We start from the raw sequence: 24,105 nt of genomic DNA on the forward strand, positions 1-24,105 counted from the left end.
CAAGGAAATTTTAACTTGGATAAGCGTAACGAAGTTGTGTATTTCGTGCGTCAATTGTTTTGGTATCTTTAACCGGATGCAAATCTGGAGGCTGCTTGTGTTGCGGCATGTCCTACAAACTGTTACAATTTATGCAAAGAACATCGCACGATGGGCTGGTACAGCCGGGCCTGTCAAACATATCGGGAATCAATTTCATCATGGACCCTTTCTTATTGTGAAATTGATTCTATTAATTGTTTTGCGCGAAAGGGGTAAACCATGCTAGGAATTGTTAAGAAAATCTTCGGAGATACCAATGAACGTGACGTCAAGCGTTTAATGAAGACGGTTGAACTGATCAATAAGATAGAGCCGGATTTCGAAAAGCTCTCGGATGAGGAGTTGCAAGCGAAGACGGCAGAATTTAAAGCTCGGGTCGAACAAGGGACTACGGCTGAAGAAATTTTGCCGGAAGCTTTTGCAACGGTTCGCGAAGCGTCCAAGCGGGTGCTGGGTAAACGTCATTATGACGTACAGATGCTCGGCGGTATTGCGCTGCATGAAGGTAAAATTGCCGAGATGAAAACCGGTGAAGGTAAAACACTGGTAGGAACACTGCCGGTTTATTTGAATGCTCTGTTGGGCAAAGGCGTGCACGTGGTTACGGTCAATGACTATTTGGCGCAACGTGACAGCGGAGAAATGGGACAGATTTATAACTTCCTGGGAATGTCCGTAGGGCTGAATTTGGCCAATATGGATCATGCCGCCAAGCAGGCAGCCTATGCTTGTGACATCACGTACGGTACAAACAACGAGTTCGGGTTCGATTATCTGCGTGATAATATGGTGCTTTACAAAGAGCAGATGGTACAACGTCCGTTGTACTTCTGTATCATTGATGAAGTCGATTCTATTCTCGTCGATGAAGCCCGTACGCCATTGATTATTTCAGGACAAGCTCAGAAATCGACAGAGCTGTATTTCGCGGCTGACCGTTTTGTGAAGAGCCTGAGTGTTGAAGAAGATTACACTCTGGATATTAAGGTGAAGTCGGTTGCTTTGACCGAAAACGGCGTATCCAAGGCCGAGAATTTCTTTGGTCTTGAAAACTTGTACGATCAGGAAAGTGTTACAATCAATCACCACATTGTACAGGCATTGAAGGCTAATGCTATTATGCGTTTGGATGTGGACTATGTCGTAGCTGACGGTGAGGTCCTGATTGTCGATGAGTTTACAGGTCGTCTGATGGCTGGACGCCGTTACAGTGATGGTCTGCATCAAGCCATTGAAGCGAAGGAAAACATCATTGTACAAAATGAAAGCATGACGCTAGCGACGATTACATTCCAAAACTATTTCCGTATGTACCGCAAATTGGCGGGGATGACGGGTACAGCGAAAACAGAAGAAGAAGAATTCAAAAAAATATATGGTCTGGAAGTACTCCAAATTCCAACGAATCGGCCTAACCAGCGTGTAGATATGCCTGACGTTGTATACAAGAGCGTAAAAGGCAAATTCCATGCAGTGGTGGATGAAATCCTGGAGCGCAACAAAAAGAACCAACCGATATTGGTAGGTACGGTTTCTATTGAAAACTCGGAGCTTCTTTCTGAAATGCTGAAACGCAAAGGCGTTCGTCACAAAGTGCTTAACGCCAAGTATCATGCTGAGGAAGCTGAGATTATTTCCCGTGCAGGTGAAGCTGGCGCAGTTACCATCGCTACCAACATGGCTGGACGCGGTACTGACATCGTACTGGGCGAAGGCGTATCAGAACTCGGTGGTTTGCACATCATCGGTACAGAACGTCATGAATCCCGTCGTATTGATAATCAGCTTCGCGGACGTGCAGGACGTCAGGGTGATCCGGGCTCCACACAGTTTTACTTATCGCTGGGCGATGAGTTAATGAAGCGTTTTGGTGCGGACAACGTGCTGAGTATGATGGAGCGTTTGGGCTTCGAGGAAGACCAACCTATCGAGAGCCGTATGATTACACGTGCTATCGAATCAGCTCAAAAACGTGTCGAAGGCAACAACTTTGATCAGCGTAAAGTTGTTCTCCAGTATGATGATGTAATGAACCAGCAGCGTGCTATTATTTACAAGCAACGCCGTGAGGTGCTGGAATCAGAGAACATCAAGGAAATTGTGTTCGATATGATCAAGCCTGTCATTGAGCGCGTAGTGGAAGCTCATTGCGGCGATGACATTCCTGAAAACTGGGAGCTTGAAGAAGTAGCAGAGTATGTGAACAACAACCTGCTTGAGGAAAATACACTTACGCGTGACGACCTGTGGGGCAAGGAAAAAGAGGAGATCGTGGATATGATCTTCGAGAAAGTTACCAACAGATACCACAGCCGTGAAGAAATGATTGGCGAAGATATGGTACGCGAGTTCGAGAAGGTTATCGTATTGCGTGCAGTCGATAGCAAATGGATGGACCATATTGATGCTATGGATCAATTGCGTCAAGGTATTCACTTGCGTGCTTACGGCGGTACCGATCCGCTGCGCGAATATCAATTTGAAGGTTTCGAAATGTTCCATGCTATGATTGCTAGCATCCAAGAGGAAGTAGCCACATACATCATGAAAGCACAAATTGAATCCAATCAAGAGCGTCAGGCTGTCATCGACGAAGACAAAATCTCGACGAGTGGTGAACCTGCGGCTCCTAAAAAGAAATCCGCTCCTTCGCGTCCGCGTAGAAAATAACGGATTGAAATTAAGGGAGAGATCTTGAGATACACTATTCCCTGCAGTGCATATAATGGCAGGCGGCAGTTCAACCACTGACCGTCGGCCATTTTGTGCCATACAGGGGTGAGACTGATGTTTTCAACTTATAGCTCTCTATTGGAGGATTAGTTTGAATATTGATGAATGGCTAGCTTGATCTCAATTCTTTTTAAACAATAATGACAAGCAAGCTGGTCTCTGCTTGTTTGTCAGTTAATTCAGCAGTTAATCTGGCTCACATAACCAGAGCCAGTTATTTAAAAGCAGTTTGACTTTACGGCGTTTACGGCGGTCGGTAGCGAAGCGGAGGATTTGAATCTGGAGAAGCGCCAGCGATCGTAAGATCAAATCATTCGCGCAGCGCCTACCCACCAGCCGTAACTCACAACGCTTTTACTCCCCTAACCCTATATTAAAAGGAGAATGTCATCATGATTGATCCAAATGTAAAACATGATTTAAGGGAAATAGGCAAGAAACTAACAAACCTTAGGGGGTCTCTTTGACTTAGATCTCAAACAGGAAATGATCTCAAACTTTGAGGAAAAGATGGCTGCGCCTGATTTTTGGGATGATAACGATAAAGCTCAAGCCGTGATCGCGGAAATGAACGCGGTTAAGTCTTCTGTAGACAGCTATGAACAGCTCCGTCAGGAATATGAGGATGCGGGGATGATGGCTGAGCTAGCTGATGAGGAAGGCGACGAAACACTGGCTGGAGAAATTGAAAACAGTATCAGATCCTTGCTGAGCAAGCTTCAAGAGTTTGAACTCCAATTGCTTTTGAATCAGCCATATGACAAGCTTAATGCCATTTTGGAGCTGCATCCGGGGGCAGGTGGAACCGAGTCGCAGGACTGGGGTCAAATGCTGCTACGGATGTATACACGCTGGGCAGAAAAACGCGGTTTTAAGGTAGAAACGCTGGATTACCTTGCGGGTGATGAAGCAGGGATCAAAAGTGTAACGCTGCTGATCAAGGGCTATAATGCTTATGGCTACCTCAAAGCAGAAAAAGGCGTGCATCGTCTCGTTCGCATTTCTCCATTTGATTCCTCGGGTCGTCGGCATACGTCGTTCGTATCCTGCGATGTCGTACCGGAAATTGCGGATGATGTGGACGTTGAGATCCGGACAGAGGATCTTAAAATTGATACGTACCGGGCCAGCGGTGCAGGTGGTCAGCATATTAATACGACCGACTCAGCCGTTCGAATTACGCATCTTCCTTCTGGCATTGTTGTAACTTGTCAAAATGAGCGCTCCCAGATCAAGAACCGTGAGCAGGCAATGACGATGCTCCGTTCCAAGCTCTACGAGCGTAAGATCGAAGAGCAGCGTCAGCAATTGGACGAAATCCGCGGAGAACAGTCCGATATTGCATGGGGAAGTCAAATTCGCTCCTACGTGTTCCATCCATACAGCATGGTTAAGGATCATCGTACTAGCGTGGAAACTGGCAACGTAGGAGCTGTCATGGATGGCGATCTCGATCCGTTCATCGATGGTTACCTGCGCAGCCAAATTAAGCTGGACGCAGAATAATAGCCTGTACGTTTTCCTACAGTCTGCAGACCATGTGCCTGCGGACTGTAGGAATTTTTGTGTAACGGTATTTTTAACTAAAGGAGAACACGAATGATGTCTCAATTGAATCCCCCCGCTGCCCGCCGAAGACGCCGCAAGCCTCTGATTGCCGCCAGCGGACCCGCACGCAACGTGACCGACATTTTGCTGATTATACTCGGCTCTTTCATTACAGCGCTGACCTTTAACATGTTCTTGCTTCCAAACCGGATTGCATCCGGGGGTGTATCGGGCTTGTCTATCTTGGGTGAGGACCTGTTTGGCCTGGAACCAGCCTATACGCAGTGGGGAATGAATATTCCGTTATTTATAGCAGGGGTCCTGCTGTTAGGGAAAAAATACGGTTTGCGTTCTTTACTGGGAAGTATTATGCTGCCGCTATTCGTTTATGTCACGAAGGACTGGGCAGTTCCGACAACAAATCCGTTGCTGGCTTCGCTATATGGTGGAATCGGAGTAGGGTTGGGTTTGGGGACTGTATTTCGGGGCAGGGGCTCGACGGGTGGACTGGCTATTTTGGCGCAGATTATTCAAAAGTATACGGGCTTTAGTCTTTCTCTCTGTGTCATGTTGATGGATGGCACGGTGATTACACTGGCTGGTTTCGCCCTCTCGCCGGAACGTGCGCTGTATGCGTTGATTGGCTTGTTTGTAACTGGTAAGGTCATTGATGCTGTGGAAATGGGACTGAGCTACTCCAAAGTAGCTTACATCATATCCAATCAGAAAGAAACGATCACGCAGGCTATTTTGCAGGATTTGGACCGAGGATTGACAGAGCTGGCAGGGCGGGGCGGTTACACGAACGAAGAACGTCCTGTTCTTATGGTTGTAGTCGGACAAAACGAGGTAACTCGCCTCAAGACGCTCGTCCGCTTGGTAGACCCGGAAGCTTTTGTGATTATTAGTAATACTCGTGAGGTATTGGGTGAAGGGTTTAAGAAGGAAAGCTAAAACAAAAGGGCCTGTCTGGAGGTATGCTCTTAACTGAATTAATGTAGGAGAGCAGGAGAGCCTACTAATTAGGCTCCTCTCTCTTCAGAATGGCTTTCCTAGATTCCTTTTACTAATCGTTCAAGCCAATTTGCCGTTTGTCCTTGATTGAAATACGAGGTTAGCGTTCCTCTTACCCCTGTTTTAACCATAAATAGACCGCCTGCTAATGGTTGATCGGCACTATCATTATCTTGAGCAGTCGTAATATATAACTCATCCAGATGTTCACCGCCAAAAGCACACGAAGTCACACAATTGACGGGGAGTGACACCTCAGCAATCACTTCTCCATGAGCAGGATGGATACGGGAGACACGTTTACCACCCCATCGCGCGACCCACAACATGCCCTCTGCATCGATTGTCATGCCATCTGGATACCCTTCACTTTCATCCAATCTAGCCACCAGTTGCTTATTCCTAATCGTGCCTTGTGCCACATCGTAATCGAAGGAGACGACCTCCAATGTTGGAGTATCAATGTAATACATTGTACGATGATCTGCGCTCCAGGCTAATCCATTAGATATGGAAGCTTTATCAACCAGTAAGGAGACATTGCCTTTTGTGCTCAGACTATACAATGCTCCTTGCGCGTGTTCGCCATTTAGGCTCATTGTTCCTGCTAAAAAACGTCCTGTAGGATCGCATTTTCCATCATTAAAACGATTACCTAGTTTACCTTCCTCAGGATCATGGATCAATACTTTGGCCCCTGTCTCAATATCCAAACAATATAGACCGCTAATCAGCGCTACGATCACTTTATTTTTGAGATAAGGTACAACTGCACCAATATGTTCACCAACCTCTATTGTACGATCTGTGCACGTAGAAGGATCATAGATATGCAATTGAAAACCTTCAATATCGACCCAAAATAAACGCTGAAACCGCTGATCCCAGCTGGGACCCTCGCCTAACTTTGCCTTTGCATCTATAACGATATTCGCTGTATATGTTTCGATGTGTAGCACCCCTAACGTTTAAGTTTATTTTCGACCCCAATTATCCGCTTCAGCGGCTCCTCTGCGCAGATTCACTAGATGCAGCCCATGTGACTCCCTTCATGTTCAACAAGTTCATAAAGTGCAGCAAACGGCCAATCGAGATGAATACCAATATATGAGATAATTTAAAGGGAATATCCCCCCCTTTTCTTTATGCAAAACGGCAGACTGTATTCAAGAGACTCTCTGTCTATTTTTTATTTCCTTTATTATAGCTCGTACAGCTTGTCCGTCAAAAGAATAGACAAGAGCGCATATTTTAAATTTGGAGGAATAACATGACATGAGGTGTTGTATTTATATGAATAGAGTCGTATAATAATACATATTTCATAAGAACGGAATGGAGGAAGGTCTGTGAGCAGCAAGTTAAAAGTGGCAATTGTCGGTTCCACCGGGTATGGCGGGGTGGAGCTGATTCGTTTTTTGGTTCATCATCCGCAAGTAGAGATTGTATCTGTTATTTCTTCGTCCAGCGCGGGTGTCCCAATCAGTGACGGGTTTCCACATCTAACGGACATTGTGGTGCAGGATTTGGACGGTGTCGAAGTCCACGAAATTGCTGCCAAGGCCGATCTGGTTTTCACTGCTACGCCATCGGGCGTTAGTACCAAGTTAGTGCCGCAGCTTCTTGATGCCGGACTGAAAGTCATTGACCTTTCCGGGGACTTCAGGCTTCGAAGCGGGGAAACGTATGAAGCATGGTATAAAAAGCCTGCGGCTTCACCCGAGTATCTCAAGCAAGCGGTATACGGACTCAGTGAGGTGTATGCAGAAAAGCTGGCGGGCGTTTCTTTTATTTCAAATCCAGGCTGTTATCCGACCGCAACATTGCTGGGGATTATTCCTGCGCTGAAAGCGGATTGGATTGACCATCGGTCGCTGATTGTGGATGCCAAATCCGGTGTATCCGGCTCGGGTAGGGGAACAAGTCTTGTTTCGCATTATGCGGAAATGAACGAGAATTTCAAGGCTTATAAGGTGAATAAGCACCAGCACATCCCTGAGATCGAACAGGTACTAGGTGATATTGCGGGCGAGGACGTTACGATTACGTTTACGACACAACTTGTTCCAATGACCCGAGGAATTATGAGTACAATTTATGTCACGCTGAAGGGTGACCATACAGATCAGGATCTTATCGGGTTATACCGGGATTATTATAAAGGGCATCCTTTTGTCCGTGTACGTGGCGAAGGTATATGGCCAGCAACGAAGGAAGTATTGGGTTCGAATTACTGCGACATCGGTTTTGCAGCAGATGCCCGAACCGGGCGTCTTACGATTATTTCTGTCATTGATAATGTTGTGAAGGGTGCAGCTGGACAGGCGATTCAGAATTTAAATTTGATGATGGGATGGGAGGAGAACCTCGGGCTGGGCTTCATACCGGTATATCCGTAAGTAGCAAGTAACCGCAACAAGATGCAGGAAACGTCAGCGAGCGGAATTTCGAATACAGGCAGCTGCCATTCATCGAATATGTTGCGAACGAGGGCACATAATTATGGGCAAAGTAGAGTTTACAGTAGTAAACGGGGGGAACATTGTAACTCCGCGTGGCTTTACAGCCGGGGGATTACACTGCGGACTAAAAAATTCGAACCGCAACGATATGGGCGCGATTCGTTGTGAGGTAGAGGCGACAGCTGCTGCGGTGTACACCACCAATGTGTTTCAGGCTGCACCGCTGAAGGTGACCCGCGAGAGCTTGGCAGATGGTCGATTGCAGGCAGTAGTGGTGAACAGCGGGAACGCCAATGCCTGCACAGGACAGCAAGGAGAGCAGGATGCCTACGCTATGCGTTCGGCTGCGGCTCGTGAACTGGGTGTTGCTGAGAGCAATGTAGCCGTCGCCTCGACGGGCGTGATCGGCGAGCATTTGAAAATGGATCGTGTGCTTGGCGGAATATCCTCCTTACCTGACCGTATGAACGGGGCAAACGATGGAGCGGAGCAATTTACCCAAGCCATTCTGACAACGGATTTGGTTAAAAAGGAAGCGTGTGTGGCGGTTGAGGTGGACGGTGTGACCGTACACATCGCCGGGGCGGCCAAGGGATCGGGCATGATACATCCGAATATGGCAACGATGCTCGCTTTTATGACCTGTGATGCAGTGATCGGACAGACGGCGCTTCATCAACTATTAAAGCAGGCAACGGATACCAGCTTTAATATGATTACGGTGGATGGGGATACGAGCACGAACGATATGCTAATCGCCATGGCGAGCGGACTGGCTGGCAACCGTGAACTGCACGTAGGGCATCCCGATTGGGACGCTTTTGCCGAGGCGTTCACCTATATCTGCCGAGAGCTGGCGAAGGCAATTGCTCGCGATGGAGAGGGTGCTACGAAGCTGGTAGAGGTGTCTGTAAGCGGAGCGGTAAGCGATGCGTCCGCCCAAGCGATAGCCAAGACAGTGGTTGGGTCCAGTCTGGTCAAGTCGGCCGTTTTCGGAGCAGATGCGAATTGGGGACGGATTATTGCGGCCGTAGGGCGTGCCGGAGAACCTGTTAATCCAGATACGGTAGATATTCGCTTGGGTGATATTGTTGTGCTAAGCCAATCGAGTCCGGTCGCTTTTGACGAAGAAGAGGCGCTAGCCTATTTGCGGGGAGATACGGTGCAGATTATTGTTGATTTGCATCACGGGAATGGAATCGCTACAGCGTGGGGCTGTGACCTAACCTATGATTATGTGCGGATTAACGCTGCTTATCGGACATAGGTACCAGAATAAAATACGGATTGAATAAGGATAGTAGTTATTAGAAGCAACGAGCGGATGTAAGCCCAGCATCATTTGAAAATTGCACGGATATGCAGAGAAGAAAAGGAGAGATGATATGCAATCGGCAGTGGAACACGCGGATCAAGCGAATCATGCGGGAGTGGCACGTCGTAATTTTGTGATGAAATGCGGAGGAAGTACGCTGGCTGCGTTACCTGATTCCTTTTTTGAAGATTTGGCGCGTTTGCAGTCGGAAGGTCTTCAACCTGTCATTGTACATGGCGGTGGCCCTGCGATTTCCGACAACTTGGCGAAGCTGGGGATCGAAACGGAGTTTATTCATGGATTACGCAAAACGACCGAACCCGTGCTAGATGTCGTGGAAATGGTACTGGCAGGCAGCATTAACAAGCAAATTGTACGTAGAATAGGGATGCATGGGGGCCGAGCGTTGGGGTTGTCAGGCAGTGATGGCTATTTAATCGAAGCCAAGCCTGTGTCGAATGCCGCTGAGGTCGGTTGGGTCGGAGAGGTAACATCCGTTCAAGCCTCGATTATTACAGGTGTACTGGATATGGACTATATGCCTGTTATTGCACCCATCGGGATTGATCGATCGGGTCAGCGTTACAACATTAATGCGGATACAGCGGCGGGTGCGGTAGCCTCTCATCTGGGGGTCAGTCGGATGATCGTCGTTACAGATGTACCAGGCATATTGAAGAAGTATGGCGGAGAAAAGAGAGTGCTGGATTCTATCACCGTACAGGAGATTGAGGATATGATCAGCACAGGTGAAATATACGGTGGTATGATCCCGAAAGTGAGAGCGGCTATTGCCTGTATCCACGGCAAAGTGAAGGAAGTCGTCATTGTGAACGGTAGCGAACCGCAGGTACTAAGCCGTGTGCTGGGCGGAGAATCGATTGGAACACGCATCGTGCGTATGCAGTAATTACAATATATAGCTCGACCTATATAACCAAACGATAAAGGAGCGTGAACATAATGAGTAAGGAACCGAATACGCTGGTGAGCGAGGAAATGCCAAGTGCGGATGGAAGCGGAGTGCAAACGGAAAAGGTGTCGGCAAAAGCGCAGACAGAAAGCTCCCTTTTTCCAACCTACGCAAGATACCCGCTTACACTGGTAAAAGGACAAGGAAGCTGGCTGTGGGATGATCAGGGCAAGCGTTATCTGGATTTCATGTCAGGCATTGCCGTTACCAATCTCGGCCATGCGCCTCAAGCAGTAGCTGAGCGATTGAAAAAACAGATCGATGAATTGTGGCATGTATCCAATCTGTTTCATATTCCAGGGCAAGAACGAGCCGCTGCCTTGCTGACAGCCAATAGCAGCGCGGATGCTGTGTTTTTCTGCAACAGCGGGGCCGAAGCGAACGAAGCTGCAATTAAGCTGGCGCGTCGTTACCACCAGAAGGTAAAGCAGACCGGTCGCTACGAAATCATTACGTTCACGCAATCCTTTCACGGACGGACGCTGGCAACCTTGACCGCTACGGGTCAGGATAAAGTTAAAGAGGGTTTTTTACCGCTTCCTGCCGGGTTCAAAAGTGTTCCGCTTCATGATCAGACGGCGCTTGAAGCAGCCATCAGTGAGCATACGGCGGCAATTATGCTGGAAATGGTGCAGGCCGAAGGCGGCATGTATCCGGTAGACCCTGTTTTCGTAGATGTGATCACAAAGTTGTGCCGCAAGCATGGTTTGCTGCTGATCATTGACGAGGTACAAACAGGTATGGGACGGACGGGCAAACTGTTTTCCTTTGAGCACTATGGTATAGAGCCGGATATCTTTACATTGGCGAAAGGACTGGGCAGTGGTTTCTCTGTGGGTGCGATGCTAGGCAAAGGATATTTGCGTGAAGCGTTCACAGCGGGCAGTCATGGTTCTACCTTTGGGGGTACGCCACTTGCTATGGCAGCGGTTCAAGCTACTATTGAAACGATTATTGATGACAAGCTACCAGAACGTGCAGCTGAGATGGGAGATTACCTTTTCCGTAGTCTGCAAAAGCAGCTTGGAGATAGTCCTTTTGTAAAGGATATCCGTGGAAAAGGTCTGATGGTCGGTATTGAGTGTGCAGAACCGGTAGCGGAGCTTGTTTTGGCAGGACAGAAGAAGGGGATTCTGTTCATTACAGCAGGACCGAACGTGATTCGTCTGTTGCCTAACTTGTATGTAACGAAAGACGAAATAGATCAGGCTGTAACATTGATTGCTGAATTGATTCGGGAGCATGTGGCTTAGTGTAAAGGCCAAATCATCCTAGACTAGAGTGTAAAAGGAGACGATAGCATGAGCCAGGGCGGCGCACTGCAGCAGATGAATTTGAAGGGGCGGGACTTCCTGGAACTGGACGATTACTCTCCAGAGGAAATCCAGTATTTAATTGATCTCGCCATTGAAATTAAGCGTAAGCACAAAAACGGAGAAACCTATCAGCCGCTAAAAGGGAAAACGCTCGGACTGATTTTCGAAAAATCCTCTACACGTACACGGGTATCTTTCGAAGTCGGTATGTATCAATTGGGTGGGCATGCTCTTTTCCTCAGCAAAAATGACATTCAACTGGGACGCGGCGAACCGATTAGCGACATGGCTCAAGTCATGTCACGTTATCTAGATGGCATTATGATTCGTACCTTTGGGCACGATAATGTTGTAGAGTTGGCACGTTATGCGTCCGTTCCTGTGATCAATGGATTGAGTGATTTAGCTCATCCGTGCCAAGTGCTAGCTGATTATCAAACCTTGTATGAGCAAAAGGGTAAGCTAAAAGGGCTCAAATTGGCTTACATCGGAGACGGTAACAATATGGCTCATTCCCTCTTGATTGGGGGAGCGAAGCTTGGAGTGCATGTGTCCATCGCAAGTCCAGCTGGATACGAGCCTGACCCGAGTGTGGTCGCAGCTTCCCGTGAAATTGCCAAACAGACAGGTAGTGAGATCGTTATAACCCAAAGTCCGCAGGAAGCAGTACAAAATGCGGATGCGATCTACACAGATGTGTGGGCGAGCATGGGCTTTGAGGAAGAGCAGAAGGAGCGGGAGCTTGCTTTTGCCGACTTCCAGGTGAATGAGGAGCTGGTCAAGCTGGCGAAGCCGGATTATTTATTCCTGCACTGTCTCCCTGCGCATCGTGGGGAAGAAGTGAGCGCAGGCGTAATCGATGGTCCGAATTCGGTCATTTTTGATGAAGCGGAGAATCGTCTGCATGCGCAAAAAGCGCTGTTAGTTGCTTTAATGGCTTAAGATTGATAGGTATTGATAGGTAAAGAAGATAAAGGTAAGCAATCGGGGAGGACTTCAACAATGGCAAAAGAAAAAATCGTACTCGCATATTCCGGCGGTCTGGATACTTCGGTCATTCTGAAATGGCTCAAAGAAACTTATGATGCTGAAATCATCGCATTCACCGCAGATATCGGTCAAAAGGAAGAACTGGACGGTTTGGAGGAAAAAGCACTCGCTACGGGGGCCTCCAAAGTGTACATTGATGATCTGCGTGATGAATTCGCCAAGGATTTTATCTATCCGATGTTCCAGGCGGGTGCTTTATATGAAGGACAATATTTGCTCGGAACGAGTATTGCACGTCCATTGATCGCTAAGCGGATGGTCGATATTGCGATTGCCGAGGGAGCAACAGCCATTGCTCACGGGGCAACAGGCAAAGGTAACGATCAGGTACGCTTCGAGCTGAACGCGGCGGCGTTGACGCCGGATATCAAGGTGATCGCACCTTGGCGGCTGGAAGAGTTCCGCAATCAGTTCCCGGGCCGTGCAGAAATGATTGCCTATGCGGAAAAACACGACATTCCGGTAACTGCTTCTGCAGCCAAGCCATACTCCATGGACCGTAATCTGCTGCATATCAGCTATGAAAGCGGCGTGCTGGAGGACCCTTGGTTTGATCCAAGTGCTCCTGAAAATAAAGAAATGTTCTTGCTCAGCAACGCGCCTGAGGACGCTCCTGATGAAGCAGAATATTTGGAGTTGGAATTTGAAGCAGGTAACTGCGTCGCTTTGAACGGAGAACAGCTAAATCCACTGCAAGTGATGGAAAAACTGAATGAACTGGGCGGCAAACATGGTATCGGACGTGTGGATATGGTGGAGAACCGTTTTGTTGGTATGAAGAGTCGGGGAGTCTATGAGACGCCGGGCGGTACGATCCTGTTCACAGCTCACCGTAAAATGGAATCTATCACGATGGATCGCGAGGTTATGAATCTGCGTGATAGTCTGATTACCCGTTATGCTACCTTGGTTTACAACGGTTTCTGGTTCGCACCGGAACGTGTCGCTTTGCAGGCTCTGGTTCATGAGAGTCAGAAAAATGTCAGTGGTACCGTGCGCGTGAAGCTGTACAAAGGCAACGTTATCGGTGCAGGCGTTAAAAGTCCAGTTAGCTTGTACAACCCGGACATTGCGACCATGGAAGCCGATCCGACACAAGCCTACGATCAAGGCGATGCAACAGGCTTTATCCGCTTGAATGCTCTGCGTTTGAAGGTCAACGCGGGCGTAACACAAAATCATAAATAATGATGTAACCTAAAAAATGTACGGGATGCGGGCCGTTCTTGTCCAAACGACGAGGGCGGCTTGTATTGCAGAGAGGGGATCATGCAATGAGTAAGCTATGGGGCGGACGGTTTACGAAGCAAACGAACAAGCTGGTAGAGGAATATACGGCTTCTATCGGGTTTGATCAGGCGTTGGCGGAAGAAGATATTCAAGGCAGTTTGGCTCATGTGGCCATGCTGGGGAAATGTGGAATTATTCCGCAGGAGGATGCAGACACGATCAAGGAAGGACTACACACGGTCCTAGAGCGTATCCGCCGTGGGGAAATTGAATTTTCTGTTTCGGATGAGGATATTCACATGAATATCGAAAAAAATCTAATCGAGGCCATTGGTCCGGTCGGGGGTAAGCTGCACACTGGGCGTAGCCGTAACGATCAGGTAGCAACGGATATGCACTTGTATTTGCGCGGACGCGTGGTATCGCTGGTGGGTATGCTGCATGATGTACAAGCTGCATTAATCGGGCAGGCAAAGGATAATCTGGACACGATTGTACCTGGATACACACACTTGCAGCGTGCGCAGCCTATTTTATTTGCACATCATCTGCTGGCGTATGTGTCTATGCTGGAGCGTGATATTGACCGACTCAAAGACAGCTACAAGCGGATTAACGTGTTGCCGCTCGGTGCTGGCGCTTTGGCCGGGACCACTTTTCCGATCGACCGTCATTTTGTAGCCGAGCAACTGGGATTTGATGGCGTATATGAAAATAGCCTCGATGCCGTCAGTGACCGGGATTTTATCGTAGAGTTCCTGGCTGGCGCCTCGCTGATTATGACGCATTTGTCTCGTCTGAGCGAAGAATTGGTGCTATGGAGCAGCACGGAGTTTGGTTTTATCGAGCTGGATGATGCTTTTTGCACAGGCAGCAGCATTATGCCGCAGAAGAAAAACCCGGACGTGCCCGAGCTGGTACGTGGTAAAACCGGACGTGTCTATGGAAACCTCATGGGCTTGTTGACTGTACTGAAATCCTTGCCGCTGGCATACAACAAGGACATGCAGGAGGACAAGGAAGGGATGTTCGATACCGTTGCCACGCTGGAAGGAGCCTTGCAACTGTTCGCACCGATGATCGCCACGATGAAGGTGAACAAGGATCGCATGCGTCAAGCGGTCAACCAGGATTTCTCCAATGCAACTGATATTGCGGACTTTTTGGTCGGCAAAGGGCTTCCGTTCCGTCAGGCGCATGAGGTCATTGGCAAAACCGTGCTGTATTGCATCCAGCATGGAAAATATTTGCTTGATCTGACACTGGACGAATTTCAGCAGTTTTCGGATCTGTTCGACGATCGTATTTATGAGGTGCTTCAACCAGAAGCGGTAGTTAATGCACGGAATGTATATGGCGGAACCGCTACTGGGCAGGTACAGGCAGCCATTGGGCGCAGTGAACAGCTCCTGGCGAATACATCAACATGGTTTGAAGGGCACAAGCCGAAAAATTAATCAGTAAAGAAAGATATTATTGTCTTGCACAGTAGCGGGATGCTGTGTAAAATCAGATTTTAAGGAATTAGCAATCTAGGTTTCAAAGGCACCGTTCGCGGTGTCTTTTGTGCTTTTTGAGGTATTTGTTTTATTCATGATCCCAATGATCATGAAATGCATAGATTTCCTGGAAGGTATTTTTCATAGCATTTAATTTATAGTTCTAAATACCTACTAATACGCTAGTGTGAAAGTTTCTAGAATTTACATTTTTGTATACTACGCCTACGATGATTATGGTAGAATAGCACTAAGTTTTTCATTGAATTACCAATTCGATAGGACAAGAACTATATTCAATAAATAAATGTCAAGTTACTAGAGGCACTTTTGATTAGGCCAATTTCATAAATGTGTAAATGAAGGGCTTGAATGAGAACATAGGTATGTCCTGGTTTCGGGAGAACGGCAAGTAAAAGCTCTAAAGTAGCGATGTAGCTGAAGGCAGAGTCGGGATGATCTAGGGAGGTATTATGAGAACTAAAAGGACGGCGCGTCAGTTAAAGAGCGCTTGGTTCGGTTATCGCGCTTCTGAAGCCGATCAACTGATATCTTCATTGCATGAGGAACGGATGCAAGCGGAGGAGTTACTGCGTGAGGAGCGGGAACTTTTCCATGCGGCGCTGGAACGGAAAAAGCAGCGGGATGCGGAGTTAAAGCAGCTGCTTGCGGATGCGCTTGCGGAAGAGCGGCGCTGGATTGAAAGGGCGGGAATTCATGGGTGACAAGCTTAGGTGGCAGGTTGGAGGAGTTTCAATTCGCCAAACCAAGAGAAGAATAAAAGAAGAGCGTCAGCGAATCGAACAACTGCAACAACAGCTAGAGGCTCAGCGGTTAGAGCAGGCCCCGGTGCTGTACAAGCTTGATTTTCATATTGAAGAGTTAGAACGGCGACTTCAGGATACAGAACTTCGTATCCAGGCGATACAGAACGCCAATGATACAGCAGCAGCTGTGGAACAATTGCTGGATGAAGGGATACAGGATGGACAGGTGCAGGAGGCTCAAGTCCAATATGCCTCTGGGCAGGAACAGACAGCAGCAGGAGCTGCTATGGGCGCTGGTTCCAGTATCCCTGGTACGGAAGGCGAAGAGGCGGCAACAGGAACGCAGAGTGGACGAAACGGCAAGGCCCGTCTGGGGGATCAACTGGTGGAGAACGGGATGATCACCCGCGATCAGCTGACAGATGCCATCCGTAACCAGAAGCGTTACGGTGGCAGGTTGGGTGATATTCTTGTAGAGATGGGCTTCATTACAGCCGAGCAGCTCCAAGAGCAGGTTGACGGCGACGAGTCCAAGGAGCGCCTAGGCGATATGCTGGTTCGTTCCGGCTATATATTACCGGAACAACTGGAGCGCGCACTGGAGTTCCAGGCGAAGAGTGGCGGGCTGCTCGGCGACATCTTGCTGTCATTGCAAATGCTGGAACCTGCGGATTTGTACCGCGCGATTGCTACACAGAACCGAATCGGGCGCATTGGTGAGGAGCTGGCGCTGGATGCGGCGTACAAACTACCCGAGCAAGTGGCAATGGCTTATGGCGTGGTCGTCATCCATCAGTATATGAACCGATATATTGTGGCGGTTAGCGATCCGTTGCCAGAAGAGCGACGCTTGAAGCTGGAGGAAATCCTGGGTATGCCGGTAGAGCAGGTGCTTGCTACGAAGGAAGAGATGGAGCAGCTCTGGGGTAAAATCTACGGTGAAGAAATGATGCAGGAGAGCACGACTGGGCTATTGGAAAAAGAACCGCACAATTCGGCGCGGACGACTTTTACAAAGGGACAACTTTGGGTGTTCGCAGCTATGGGTATGATTACACTGCTCGGTCTCTTGTGGAACAGTTGGAAAACGGTGTTGATCATCAATATGATGATTCAGCTGTTTTATTTTGCGATGACGCTATTTAAATTTGGCATTATTTATCTCGGTTCCCGGCGTGGGGCGCAGCTTCGTTTTACGAAGGAAGAGGTTGACGCCATGGATGAAAAGAAACTGCCGATCTATACCATTCTTGTACCTATGTATAAGGAGGCGGGCGTGCTTCCGATGTTGTTGCGGAATTTGGAGCAGCTGGATTATCCAAAGTCCAAGCTGGACGTGCGGCTGCTGATTGAAGAGGATGACATTGAGACGATCGAGCTACTTCGTGAAATGAAGCTGCCGGCCTATTACACGACACTGGTCGTTCCAGACGGTTTGCCGAAAACCAAGCCGAAGGCATGTAATTATGGACTTATTCGGGCACGTGGCGAGTTTGTCGTGATTTACGATGCTGAGGATCGTCCCGACGCTGATCAGCTTAAAAAGGTCATTGCAGCGTTCGATTCACTCCCTGAGCATTATGCATGTATTCAAGCGAAGCTCAACTACTTTAATAGTACACAAAATTTGCTGACCCGCTGGTTCACTCAAGAATACAGTATGTGGTTCGAGTTACTGCTGCCGGGTATTATGCAGTTAGATACCCCAATTCCTTTAGGCGGCACATCCAATCATTTTCGGGTATCTGTATTGAAAGATATTAATGCGTGGGACCCCTACAATGTAACCGAGGATGCCGATCTGGGCATACGTCTGTATAAAGGCGGCTACAAAACTGCTATTGTCGATTCCCGCACATGGGAGGAAGCTAACAGCCGCGTGGGCAACTGGATTCGTCAGCGGTCACGCTGGATCAAGGGGTATATGCAGACATGGCTGGTTCATATGCGCAATCCGGTTAAGCTGGTGCGCGAAGTGGGCTGGAAGGGCTTTTTCGGCTTTCAGGTGATGATTTTGGCAACTCCGATGTTGCCGTTGCTGAATCCGATTTTTTGGGGCTTGCTTATTTTATGGTTTGGCTGGGAATTATCCTTTATTCCCAAGCTGTTCCCGGGGTATGTGTATTACCTGGCCAGCGCGGAATTTTATATCGGTAACTTTCTGTTCGTATTCAGTAACGTGGCCGGAATGTATTGGGTCATCGGGGAACTGGAAGAGCGCGGTGAACGAACATTTTCATACGCGATGGTCAAATATGGGCTACTCTCGCCGTTATATTGGGTACTTATGAGTATAGCTGCGGTGAAAGCCGCTTGGCAGCTCATTACCAAGCCGTTCTATTGGGAGAAGACGACACATGGTCTGACCGATATGCACGACTTGGATGATACCCCGGCACAGTCCTCCTGAATATGAAGAAAGAAGGAGCAAGAATGGAGACAAAAACACCTTTTTTATCCGTCGTCATTCCCATGTATAATGAAAGCTCGCATCTCGAGCGTTCACTTAAGGTAATTGATGGGGTATTGTCTGTTGTCACCTCACGCTATGAGCTCATCATAGTAGATGATGGTTCCAAAGACGATACGTGGCTCAAGCTGTCCGAATTGTCCCGTCGTATGCCCTCTTTGCTCGCGCTCCGACTGAGTCGGAACTTCGGTAAGGAACTGGCGTTGTGTGCAGGTTTGGAAAATGCCTCTGGCGATGCAATCATTGTCATGGACGGTGATTTGCAGCATCCTCCTGAAATGATTGGTGAAATGGTACGTTTATGGCAAAATGAAGGTTATGATTTGGTCGAATGTGTGAAAGAATTTCGGGGAGAAGAGTCGGTGGGCAAAAAGCTCGGAGCTTCTTTGTTCTACGCGACCCTGAACCGCTTGACGGGCTTTAATCTCAAGGATGCCTCCGATTATAAGCTACTGGATCGACGAGTGGTGGATGCCTGGATGGCGATGCCAGAACGGATGCCGTTTTTCCGTGGGATGACGGCCTGGCTAGGTTTCCGTAAAACCCAGATTTCATTCCGGGTGGCTCCACGTGAAGAGGGGCCAAGCCGCTGGAGTCCGTTAGGGCTGACTCGACTGGCAGCAGAAGCGATCGTTTCGTTTTCGACAGTACCATTGCGGGTAGTGAGTCTGATGGGCCTCATTTTTATGCTGATTTCAGTCGTATTGGGGATTCAGACCTTAATGCGCAAATTAACGGGTGATGCTGTGACCGGTTTTACCACTGTCATTTTGCTGCTCTTGATTATTGGCAGTGTACTCATGCTGTCAATTGGTGTGGTAGGAGAATATATTGCCGCCATATATCACGAAGTCAAAGCTAGGCCTCGCTATCTGATAGCAGATAAACGGGCGAATGCTGACCGATTGTGGGTGGACAGGGAGTTTAATCAACATGATCAGACGTTCATATCTAAAGTATCCAATCATTAAATACGGTATTGTGGGGCTGCTGGGTACAGGTATCCATGTTGGTGTGCTTGTGTTGCTGGTGGAGTTGTTTACGGTACCAGCAGTAACGGCTACTACAATCGGATTCGTGGTTACATTGCTCGTTTCGTATGTGCTGAACCGAAACTGGACGTTCGAGCCTACCGGCGAGGGAAGCCGCACCCAGTTTCTTAAATATTTATTGGTCTGTACCTGTGGCTTGCTCTTAAATGCCGCTCTGATGTACGTGACCATTCACTGGATCGGTTGGTCGTATCTGATCGGTGAAGTACTAACTACCATCATCGTGCCTGTTCATAATTATATCTGGAACCGTTACTGGATCTTCTCCGTTCCGCAACAGCGTCAGAAAGAGGTTTCATGATTTTAAGAAAACACGGAAAATTGCTATCATTGTTTGCTTGTATTACTGCTCTTGAACTGGCCGTGGGTGTGTATTTTGCATGGTATCTTGGTTATATGCATACCGATGCGCTCAGTCGAGTGGCTAACGCATTTTATGTGCTATACAGTCGTGACCCACACTTGGGTGCTATCGGGTTTGTATGGAATCCGCTGCCCAGTTTGATGGAACTGATTGTGCTGTTGTTTTATCCTTTATTTCCAGTACTCGCTTCCCACGGGCTGGCGGCAGTGATTGTGAGTAGCCTATTTGCAGGGGCGAGCGCGGCATTATTGTATGCGACGGGCAAACAGTTGGGGCTTCACGGTGCAACCAGTTTGCTGATTGCGCTATTATTTTCACTGAATCCATTTATGTTTCTGTTTGGCTTCAACGGCTTGAGTGACTCGCCATATATCTTTTTCATCCTGTTGACAGTGAGTCGATTTTGTATGTGGTTGAAGGATCGCAAGGCGGCGAATTTGATTGTATCCGGTTTTGCGCTTGCACTGGCATTTTGGGTTCGCTATGAAGCAGTTCCGCTGGGTATTGCGATGGCTTTGGGTGTATTGCTGACGATCTTTTTTCTGCACCGGTGGCGTACAAACAGAGAGAGGGTTAGAACGGAATTGTCTTTAAAAGAGCGCCTGTACAAGGTGGAGGCGACATGGCTTCTATTATTGTTGCCACTTGTCTTTTCCGGTCTGCTGTGGCTCTTTTTTAACTGGATTATCATGGGCGATCCGCTTTACTTCTTACGCTCGCAATATTCCAATTCCACACAATCAGCGGTTTTGTTGGAGGATCAACGCTTTGTGGCCATGTTTGCCCACCCTGTGCTGATGCTAAAGTTTATCGGGCAACGAACCTTATGGTATGCTGCTCCGTTGATTGCGATTTTGCTCATACGACTATTGGACAAACGTCTGTTGAGTTGGAGCACGTTAACGCTACTGGCCATTTTTTTATCGGTGCCAGGACTTCAGCTTTTGCTGATGCTCAAGCAGTCTTCTTTTGGATGGTTCCGATATTTTATGTATGTATTCCCGATTACAGTTGCCTGGTTGCCGTATGAGCTAAGTTTATTGAAGGGGAAAATGAGGGGGATCGGAATCTCACTGGTAACAGCAGGAATGTTGGTAACAGCAGGCTTGTTATCCTACGCACTGACGAACCCCGCGATTGCAGCAGATGAACACAGCTATTTAACGCATAGTGGTAATGAAAGCTACGAACGTCAAATTATTGAGCGGAAAATAGCGCCGTGGCTGGATGAGCATTATGGTTCATCTCTCATTTTGACAGATTCCTATGCCGCCTATCCGATCATTTTGAGCAGTAAAATTCCAAAGAAATTTATGATTACGAGTGATTACGATTTTGGGAAATCTTTAATGGATCTGCCTGCTTCCAAGGTGGATTATGTCTTGGTCACGCGCTTGGTGGATGGGGTACCGCTGGATCAGGTGAACCGGAACTATCCTGATTTGTTCGAAAAGGGAGCGCCGTGGGCCTCGTTGGTACATGACTTTGACGGTCAGTGGCGACTGTACAAAATAGAGCATGAAGAATCAAAATAATTATGATATTTAGTGCATCGTAGCGGAGGAAAGCATACAGCTGTGGGGTGTGATTAGGCTACAGCTGTATCACCGCAAGAAGTTTGAGGGGGAACGAGAGGAATGTCCTTTCGCAAATGGTCTGCAAGCAGATGGATGGCTATAGGTCTGTTTGTATTTATACTTGCATTGGAACTGTCTGCGGGCATCTATTTCAGCTATGTTCTGGGATATATGCACACAGACGCGCTCAGTCGCGTAGCTAATGCATTTTATGTGTTGTACAGCCGTGACCCGCATCTGGGCGCAATCGGATTTATCTGGAATCCACTACCCAGTCTTCTGGAAATGGTGATTCTACTGCTGTATCCAATCTTTCCGGCATTAGCCACCTATGGATTGGCTGCTGTCATTCTTAGTGCTACCTTTGCTGCTTTGACCGCTATGTTGCTGTATCGGGCGGGGGTCAGAACAGGGCTTAGCTCAGGGATGAGCATCATGCTGGCACTGTTGTATGCACTGAATCCGTTTATTTTACTGTTTGGTGCCAATGGGCTGAGCGATTCGCTATACATATACTTCATTATGATGACGGTGATTGAGTTTGCATTGTGGCTCAAGGATCGCATGACGGCAAGTTTGATTGTTTCTGGATTAGCGCTTGCCATGGCGTTCTGGACTCGCTATGAAGCGGTTCCTCTGGGCGTGGCAATGGCGGGTGGAGTGGTATTGGCGATCATGTTTCTTCATCGAAACATGGGCAGACGTGAACTGGCCTTGCGAGAAAAACTGAACAAGGTCGAGGCAACCTGGTTACTGCTTCTGCTCCCTGTGGTCTTTTCCGGGCTGTTGTGGATTTTCTTCAACTATCTCATTATGGGGAATGCTTTTTACTTCCTGAATTCGGAGTATTCGAACACAGCCCAATCGGCAGAGCTGCTGAATGATGATAAGTTTGTAGAGATTTTCTCCAATCCGCTGGTGGCCTTGAAATTTATTGCTTCCAAAACACTCTGGTATTCGGTACCGTTGTTTGCTATTCTGTTCATTCGTCTGTTGAGTGGACGCTTGTTCCGATGGGGAACATTGATTATTTTGCTGCTGTTCCTGTCAGTGCCAGGGTTGCAATTTTTACTCATGATGAAGCAATCTTCGTACGGATGGTTTCGTTATTTTATGTACGTGTTCCCAATTACCGTAGCCTGGTTGCCCTATGAGCTGAGCCAGCTTCAGGGACGATGGCGGAGGGCAGCCTTTGGCCTGGTGTCCGTCAGTCTGCTGCTTACCGCTGGATTACTTTCCTATGCATTGACTCGCCCGGATATTGCACCGGATGAGAACAGCTTTCTCACACGAACGGGGAATGTGAACTATGTGAGACAGGAGTCAGATCGTAAGATTGCCGTCTGGTTGGATGAGCATCTGCCGAAGTCTACCATTATGACCGATTCGGCTTCAGCCTACACCATGATTGTCTACAGCCAATATCCAAAACGCTTCCTGATTACCAGTGATTATTTGTTCAATAAGGCATTAAGTTATCCGCAGGATAACCATGTGGATTATATCCTTGTACCTAAGATCATGTCAGGCATGCCACTGAGTAAAATCAATATGGTATATCCGAATTTATATGAAAAAGGCGCTCCTTGGGTCCAGCTTGAACGTGAGTTTAACGGTGAGTGGCGCTTGTACAAGGTGCTACCCAAGTCACTAACTAAAGGATCTCCATCGACGGAGACCACAACAAATCCCTAATGTGCATAAAAATCCCCGAGCCTATCCCTTCGCCATGGTGCGATGAGGGAAGCTGCGGGGATTTTTTTAACCTGTTTAGTGCTCTTTGAGCGGTAGCCACGCCAGTACATCCTGAATTTTCGCGTCCCAGTATCCCCATTCATGAGCTCCAGGACCTTCTTCGTAGGTCAGCGGAACTCCGGCAGTATTACATGTTTCACGAAAAGCCTGATTTCCCTTATATAGGAAATCCTCCGTGCCGCAGCATTGGTAGAGCCGGGGAAGTGAGGTCCCCAAGGCAGCATGACGTTGTAACAGTTCCAGCAAATCGTGATCCGTTCCACGTATTTCATCTGGACCAAAAATGTTAAGCCATTCCGCTGGACTCATCGCATTTTGCATAGGATCGGTGCGTGATGCGTGTAAATCCATGACTCCCGAAAGGCTGGCAGCGGCTGCAAAACGCTCTGGATGCTGGAGTGCCAGTTTGAAAGCGCCATATCCACCCATAGAAAGCCCGGCTACAAAATTATCTTCACGCTTGTCGGACAGAGGAAAGAATGAACGTGCCAAAGCCGGCAATTCTTCACTGATAAAGGTCCAATAAGCCGCGCCTTGCTCCATATTCGTATAGAAACTCCGATGTACCTGGGGCATGACGACAGCTAGGCCCAATGAGGCGACATAGCGTTCAATGGAGGTTCGACGTAACCAGGTTGAATCATCGTCCGATAGGCCATGCAGCAAATACAGCGCCGGATGTGGCCCGGTTCCTTGCTTGCCTTCCAGTCCAATCTGCGAACGGGTTGCCTGAGGAAGAATAACATTCATGGATGTGCTCAGACCAAGAACTTCAGAATAAAACTGACATTGAATAAGAGCCATAAGAAGACCTCTTTTCTTAGGGTTTTGTGACCTCATTGCGGTGTTCCAGCATATGACCGAGTATTCATTCAGTATACCTTAGCCTGTCTAAATATACATATCCAAGTGAATGACTAGGTATTAAGTCCCGTTTC

18 protein-coding genes are annotated in these 24,105 nt (G+C 48.0%); 16 read left to right on the forward strand and 2 right to left on the reverse strand.

The features are described 5' to 3' along the window. Positions 1–261: 261 nt before the first annotated feature. The 3 genes from secA to MKX59_RS03285 all read left to right on the forward strand — a co-directional run bounded on the left by secA (position 262) and on the right by MKX59_RS03285 (position 5,277). Complete coding sequence (secA, locus tag MKX59_RS03275) at positions 262–2,712, forward strand: preprotein translocase subunit SecA (protein WP_023990640.1); 2,451 nt, start codon at positions 262–264, stop codon at positions 2,710–2,712. Between the two features lie 455 nt (positions 2,713–3,167). After that, positions 3,168–4,281, forward strand: a protein-coding gene (gene prfB / locus MKX59_RS03280; RefSeq protein ID WP_103744773.1) for a peptide chain release factor 2 whose coding sequence is annotated in 2 segments (ribosomal slippage) — positions 3,168–3,239 and positions 3,241–4,281 — 1,113 coding nt in all. Because the reading frame shifts where the segments join, the coding sequence is not laid out codon by codon here. A 96-nt stretch (positions 4,282–4,377) separates the two neighbouring features. Further along, positions 4,378–5,277, forward strand: coding sequence for a YitT family protein (locus MKX59_RS03285; RefSeq protein ID WP_023990638.1), 900 nt, complete (start codon positions 4,378–4,380; stop codon positions 5,275–5,277). Between the two features lie 98 nt (positions 5,278–5,375). Here MKX59_RS03285 and MKX59_RS03290 read toward each other — a convergent pair whose 3' ends face one another. Beyond that, positions 5,376–6,296, reverse strand: coding sequence for an SMP-30/gluconolactonase/LRE family protein (locus MKX59_RS03290; RefSeq protein WP_340857603.1), 921 nt, complete (start codon positions 6,294–6,296; stop codon positions 5,376–5,378). A gap of 390 nt (positions 6,297–6,686) precedes the next feature. Between MKX59_RS03290 and argC the strand changes: the two genes are divergently transcribed. The 13 genes from argC (at position 6,687) to MKX59_RS03355 (ending at position 23,107) form a co-directional block, all read left to right on the forward strand. Further along, the gene (argC, locus tag MKX59_RS03295) at positions 6,687–7,736 is read left to right on the forward strand and encodes an N-acetyl-gamma-glutamyl-phosphate reductase (protein WP_069290524.1); all 1,050 of its coding nucleotides are present in this window, start codon (positions 6,687–6,689) and stop codon (positions 7,734–7,736) included. A gap of 103 nt (positions 7,737–7,839) precedes the next feature. Further along, complete coding sequence (gene argJ, locus MKX59_RS03300; protein WP_076264493.1) at positions 7,840–9,066, forward strand: bifunctional glutamate N-acetyltransferase/amino-acid acetyltransferase ArgJ; 1,227 nt, start codon at positions 7,840–7,842, stop codon at positions 9,064–9,066. Between the two features lie 118 nt (positions 9,067–9,184). Further along, a complete protein-coding gene (gene argB, locus MKX59_RS03305) occupies positions 9,185–10,024 on the forward strand; it encodes an acetylglutamate kinase (RefSeq protein ID WP_025723996.1) in 840 nt (279 codons plus the stop codon). A 53-nt stretch (positions 10,025–10,077) separates the two neighbouring features. Beyond that, a complete protein-coding gene (locus MKX59_RS03310; RefSeq protein ID WP_076264491.1) occupies positions 10,078–11,340 on the forward strand; it encodes an acetylornithine transaminase in 1,263 nt (420 codons plus the stop codon). A gap of 48 nt (positions 11,341–11,388) precedes the next feature. Beyond that, positions 11,389–12,345 (forward strand): ornithine carbamoyltransferase, encoded by a 957-nt coding sequence (argF, locus tag MKX59_RS03315; protein WP_071558148.1) that lies wholly within the window; start codon positions 11,389–11,391, stop codon positions 12,343–12,345. Positions 12,346–12,405: 60 nt separating this feature from the next. Continuing rightward, positions 12,406–13,641, forward strand: a complete 1,236-nt coding sequence (locus MKX59_RS03320; protein WP_023990631.1) for an argininosuccinate synthase — start codon at positions 12,406–12,408, stop codon at positions 13,639–13,641. Positions 13,642–13,727: 86 nt separating this feature from the next. Continuing rightward, complete coding sequence (gene argH / locus MKX59_RS03325) at positions 13,728–15,140, forward strand: argininosuccinate lyase (RefSeq protein WP_028542127.1); 1,413 nt, start codon at positions 13,728–13,730, stop codon at positions 15,138–15,140. A gap of 515 nt (positions 15,141–15,655) precedes the next feature. Then, positions 15,656–15,907, forward strand: coding sequence for a hypothetical protein (locus MKX59_RS03330; RefSeq protein ID WP_028542126.1), 252 nt, complete (start codon positions 15,656–15,658; stop codon positions 15,905–15,907). Further along, positions 15,900–18,359, forward strand: coding sequence for a glycosyltransferase family 2 protein (locus MKX59_RS03335; protein ID WP_053326222.1), 2,460 nt, complete (start codon positions 15,900–15,902; stop codon positions 18,357–18,359). Before MKX59_RS03330 ends, MKX59_RS03335 begins: the two co-directional genes overlap by 8 nt. Positions 18,360–18,382: 23 nt before the next feature. Next, complete coding sequence (locus MKX59_RS03340; protein ID WP_023990627.1) at positions 18,383–19,390, forward strand: glycosyltransferase family 2 protein; 1,008 nt, start codon at positions 18,383–18,385, stop codon at positions 19,388–19,390. Then, a complete protein-coding gene (locus MKX59_RS03345) occupies positions 19,353–19,772 on the forward strand; it encodes a GtrA family protein (protein WP_023990626.1) in 420 nt (139 codons plus the stop codon). Before MKX59_RS03340 ends, MKX59_RS03345 begins: the two co-directional genes overlap by 38 nt. After that, positions 19,769–21,370, forward strand: coding sequence for an ArnT family glycosyltransferase (locus MKX59_RS03350; RefSeq protein ID WP_076156397.1), 1,602 nt, complete (start codon positions 19,769–19,771; stop codon positions 21,368–21,370). The genes MKX59_RS03345 and MKX59_RS03350 overlap by 4 nt, the downstream gene beginning before the upstream one ends. A gap of 102 nt (positions 21,371–21,472) precedes the next feature. Next, a complete protein-coding gene (locus MKX59_RS03355; RefSeq protein ID WP_076264490.1) occupies positions 21,473–23,107 on the forward strand; it encodes a glycosyltransferase family 39 protein in 1,635 nt (544 codons plus the stop codon). Between the two features lie 75 nt (positions 23,108–23,182). Here the strand turns inward: MKX59_RS03355 and MKX59_RS03360 are convergent, their stop codons facing one another. Continuing rightward, the gene (locus MKX59_RS03360) at positions 23,183–23,971 is read right to left on the reverse strand and encodes an alpha/beta hydrolase (protein ID WP_076264489.1); all 789 of its coding nucleotides are present in this window, start codon (positions 23,969–23,971) and stop codon (positions 23,183–23,185) included. Positions 23,972–24,105: the final 134 nt, after the last annotated feature.

It is taken from the genome of Paenibacillus sp. FSL R7-0340 (genome assembly GCF_038002205.1).
GTDB lineage: Bacteria > Bacillota > Bacilli > Paenibacillales > Paenibacillaceae > Paenibacillus > Paenibacillus polymyxa_B.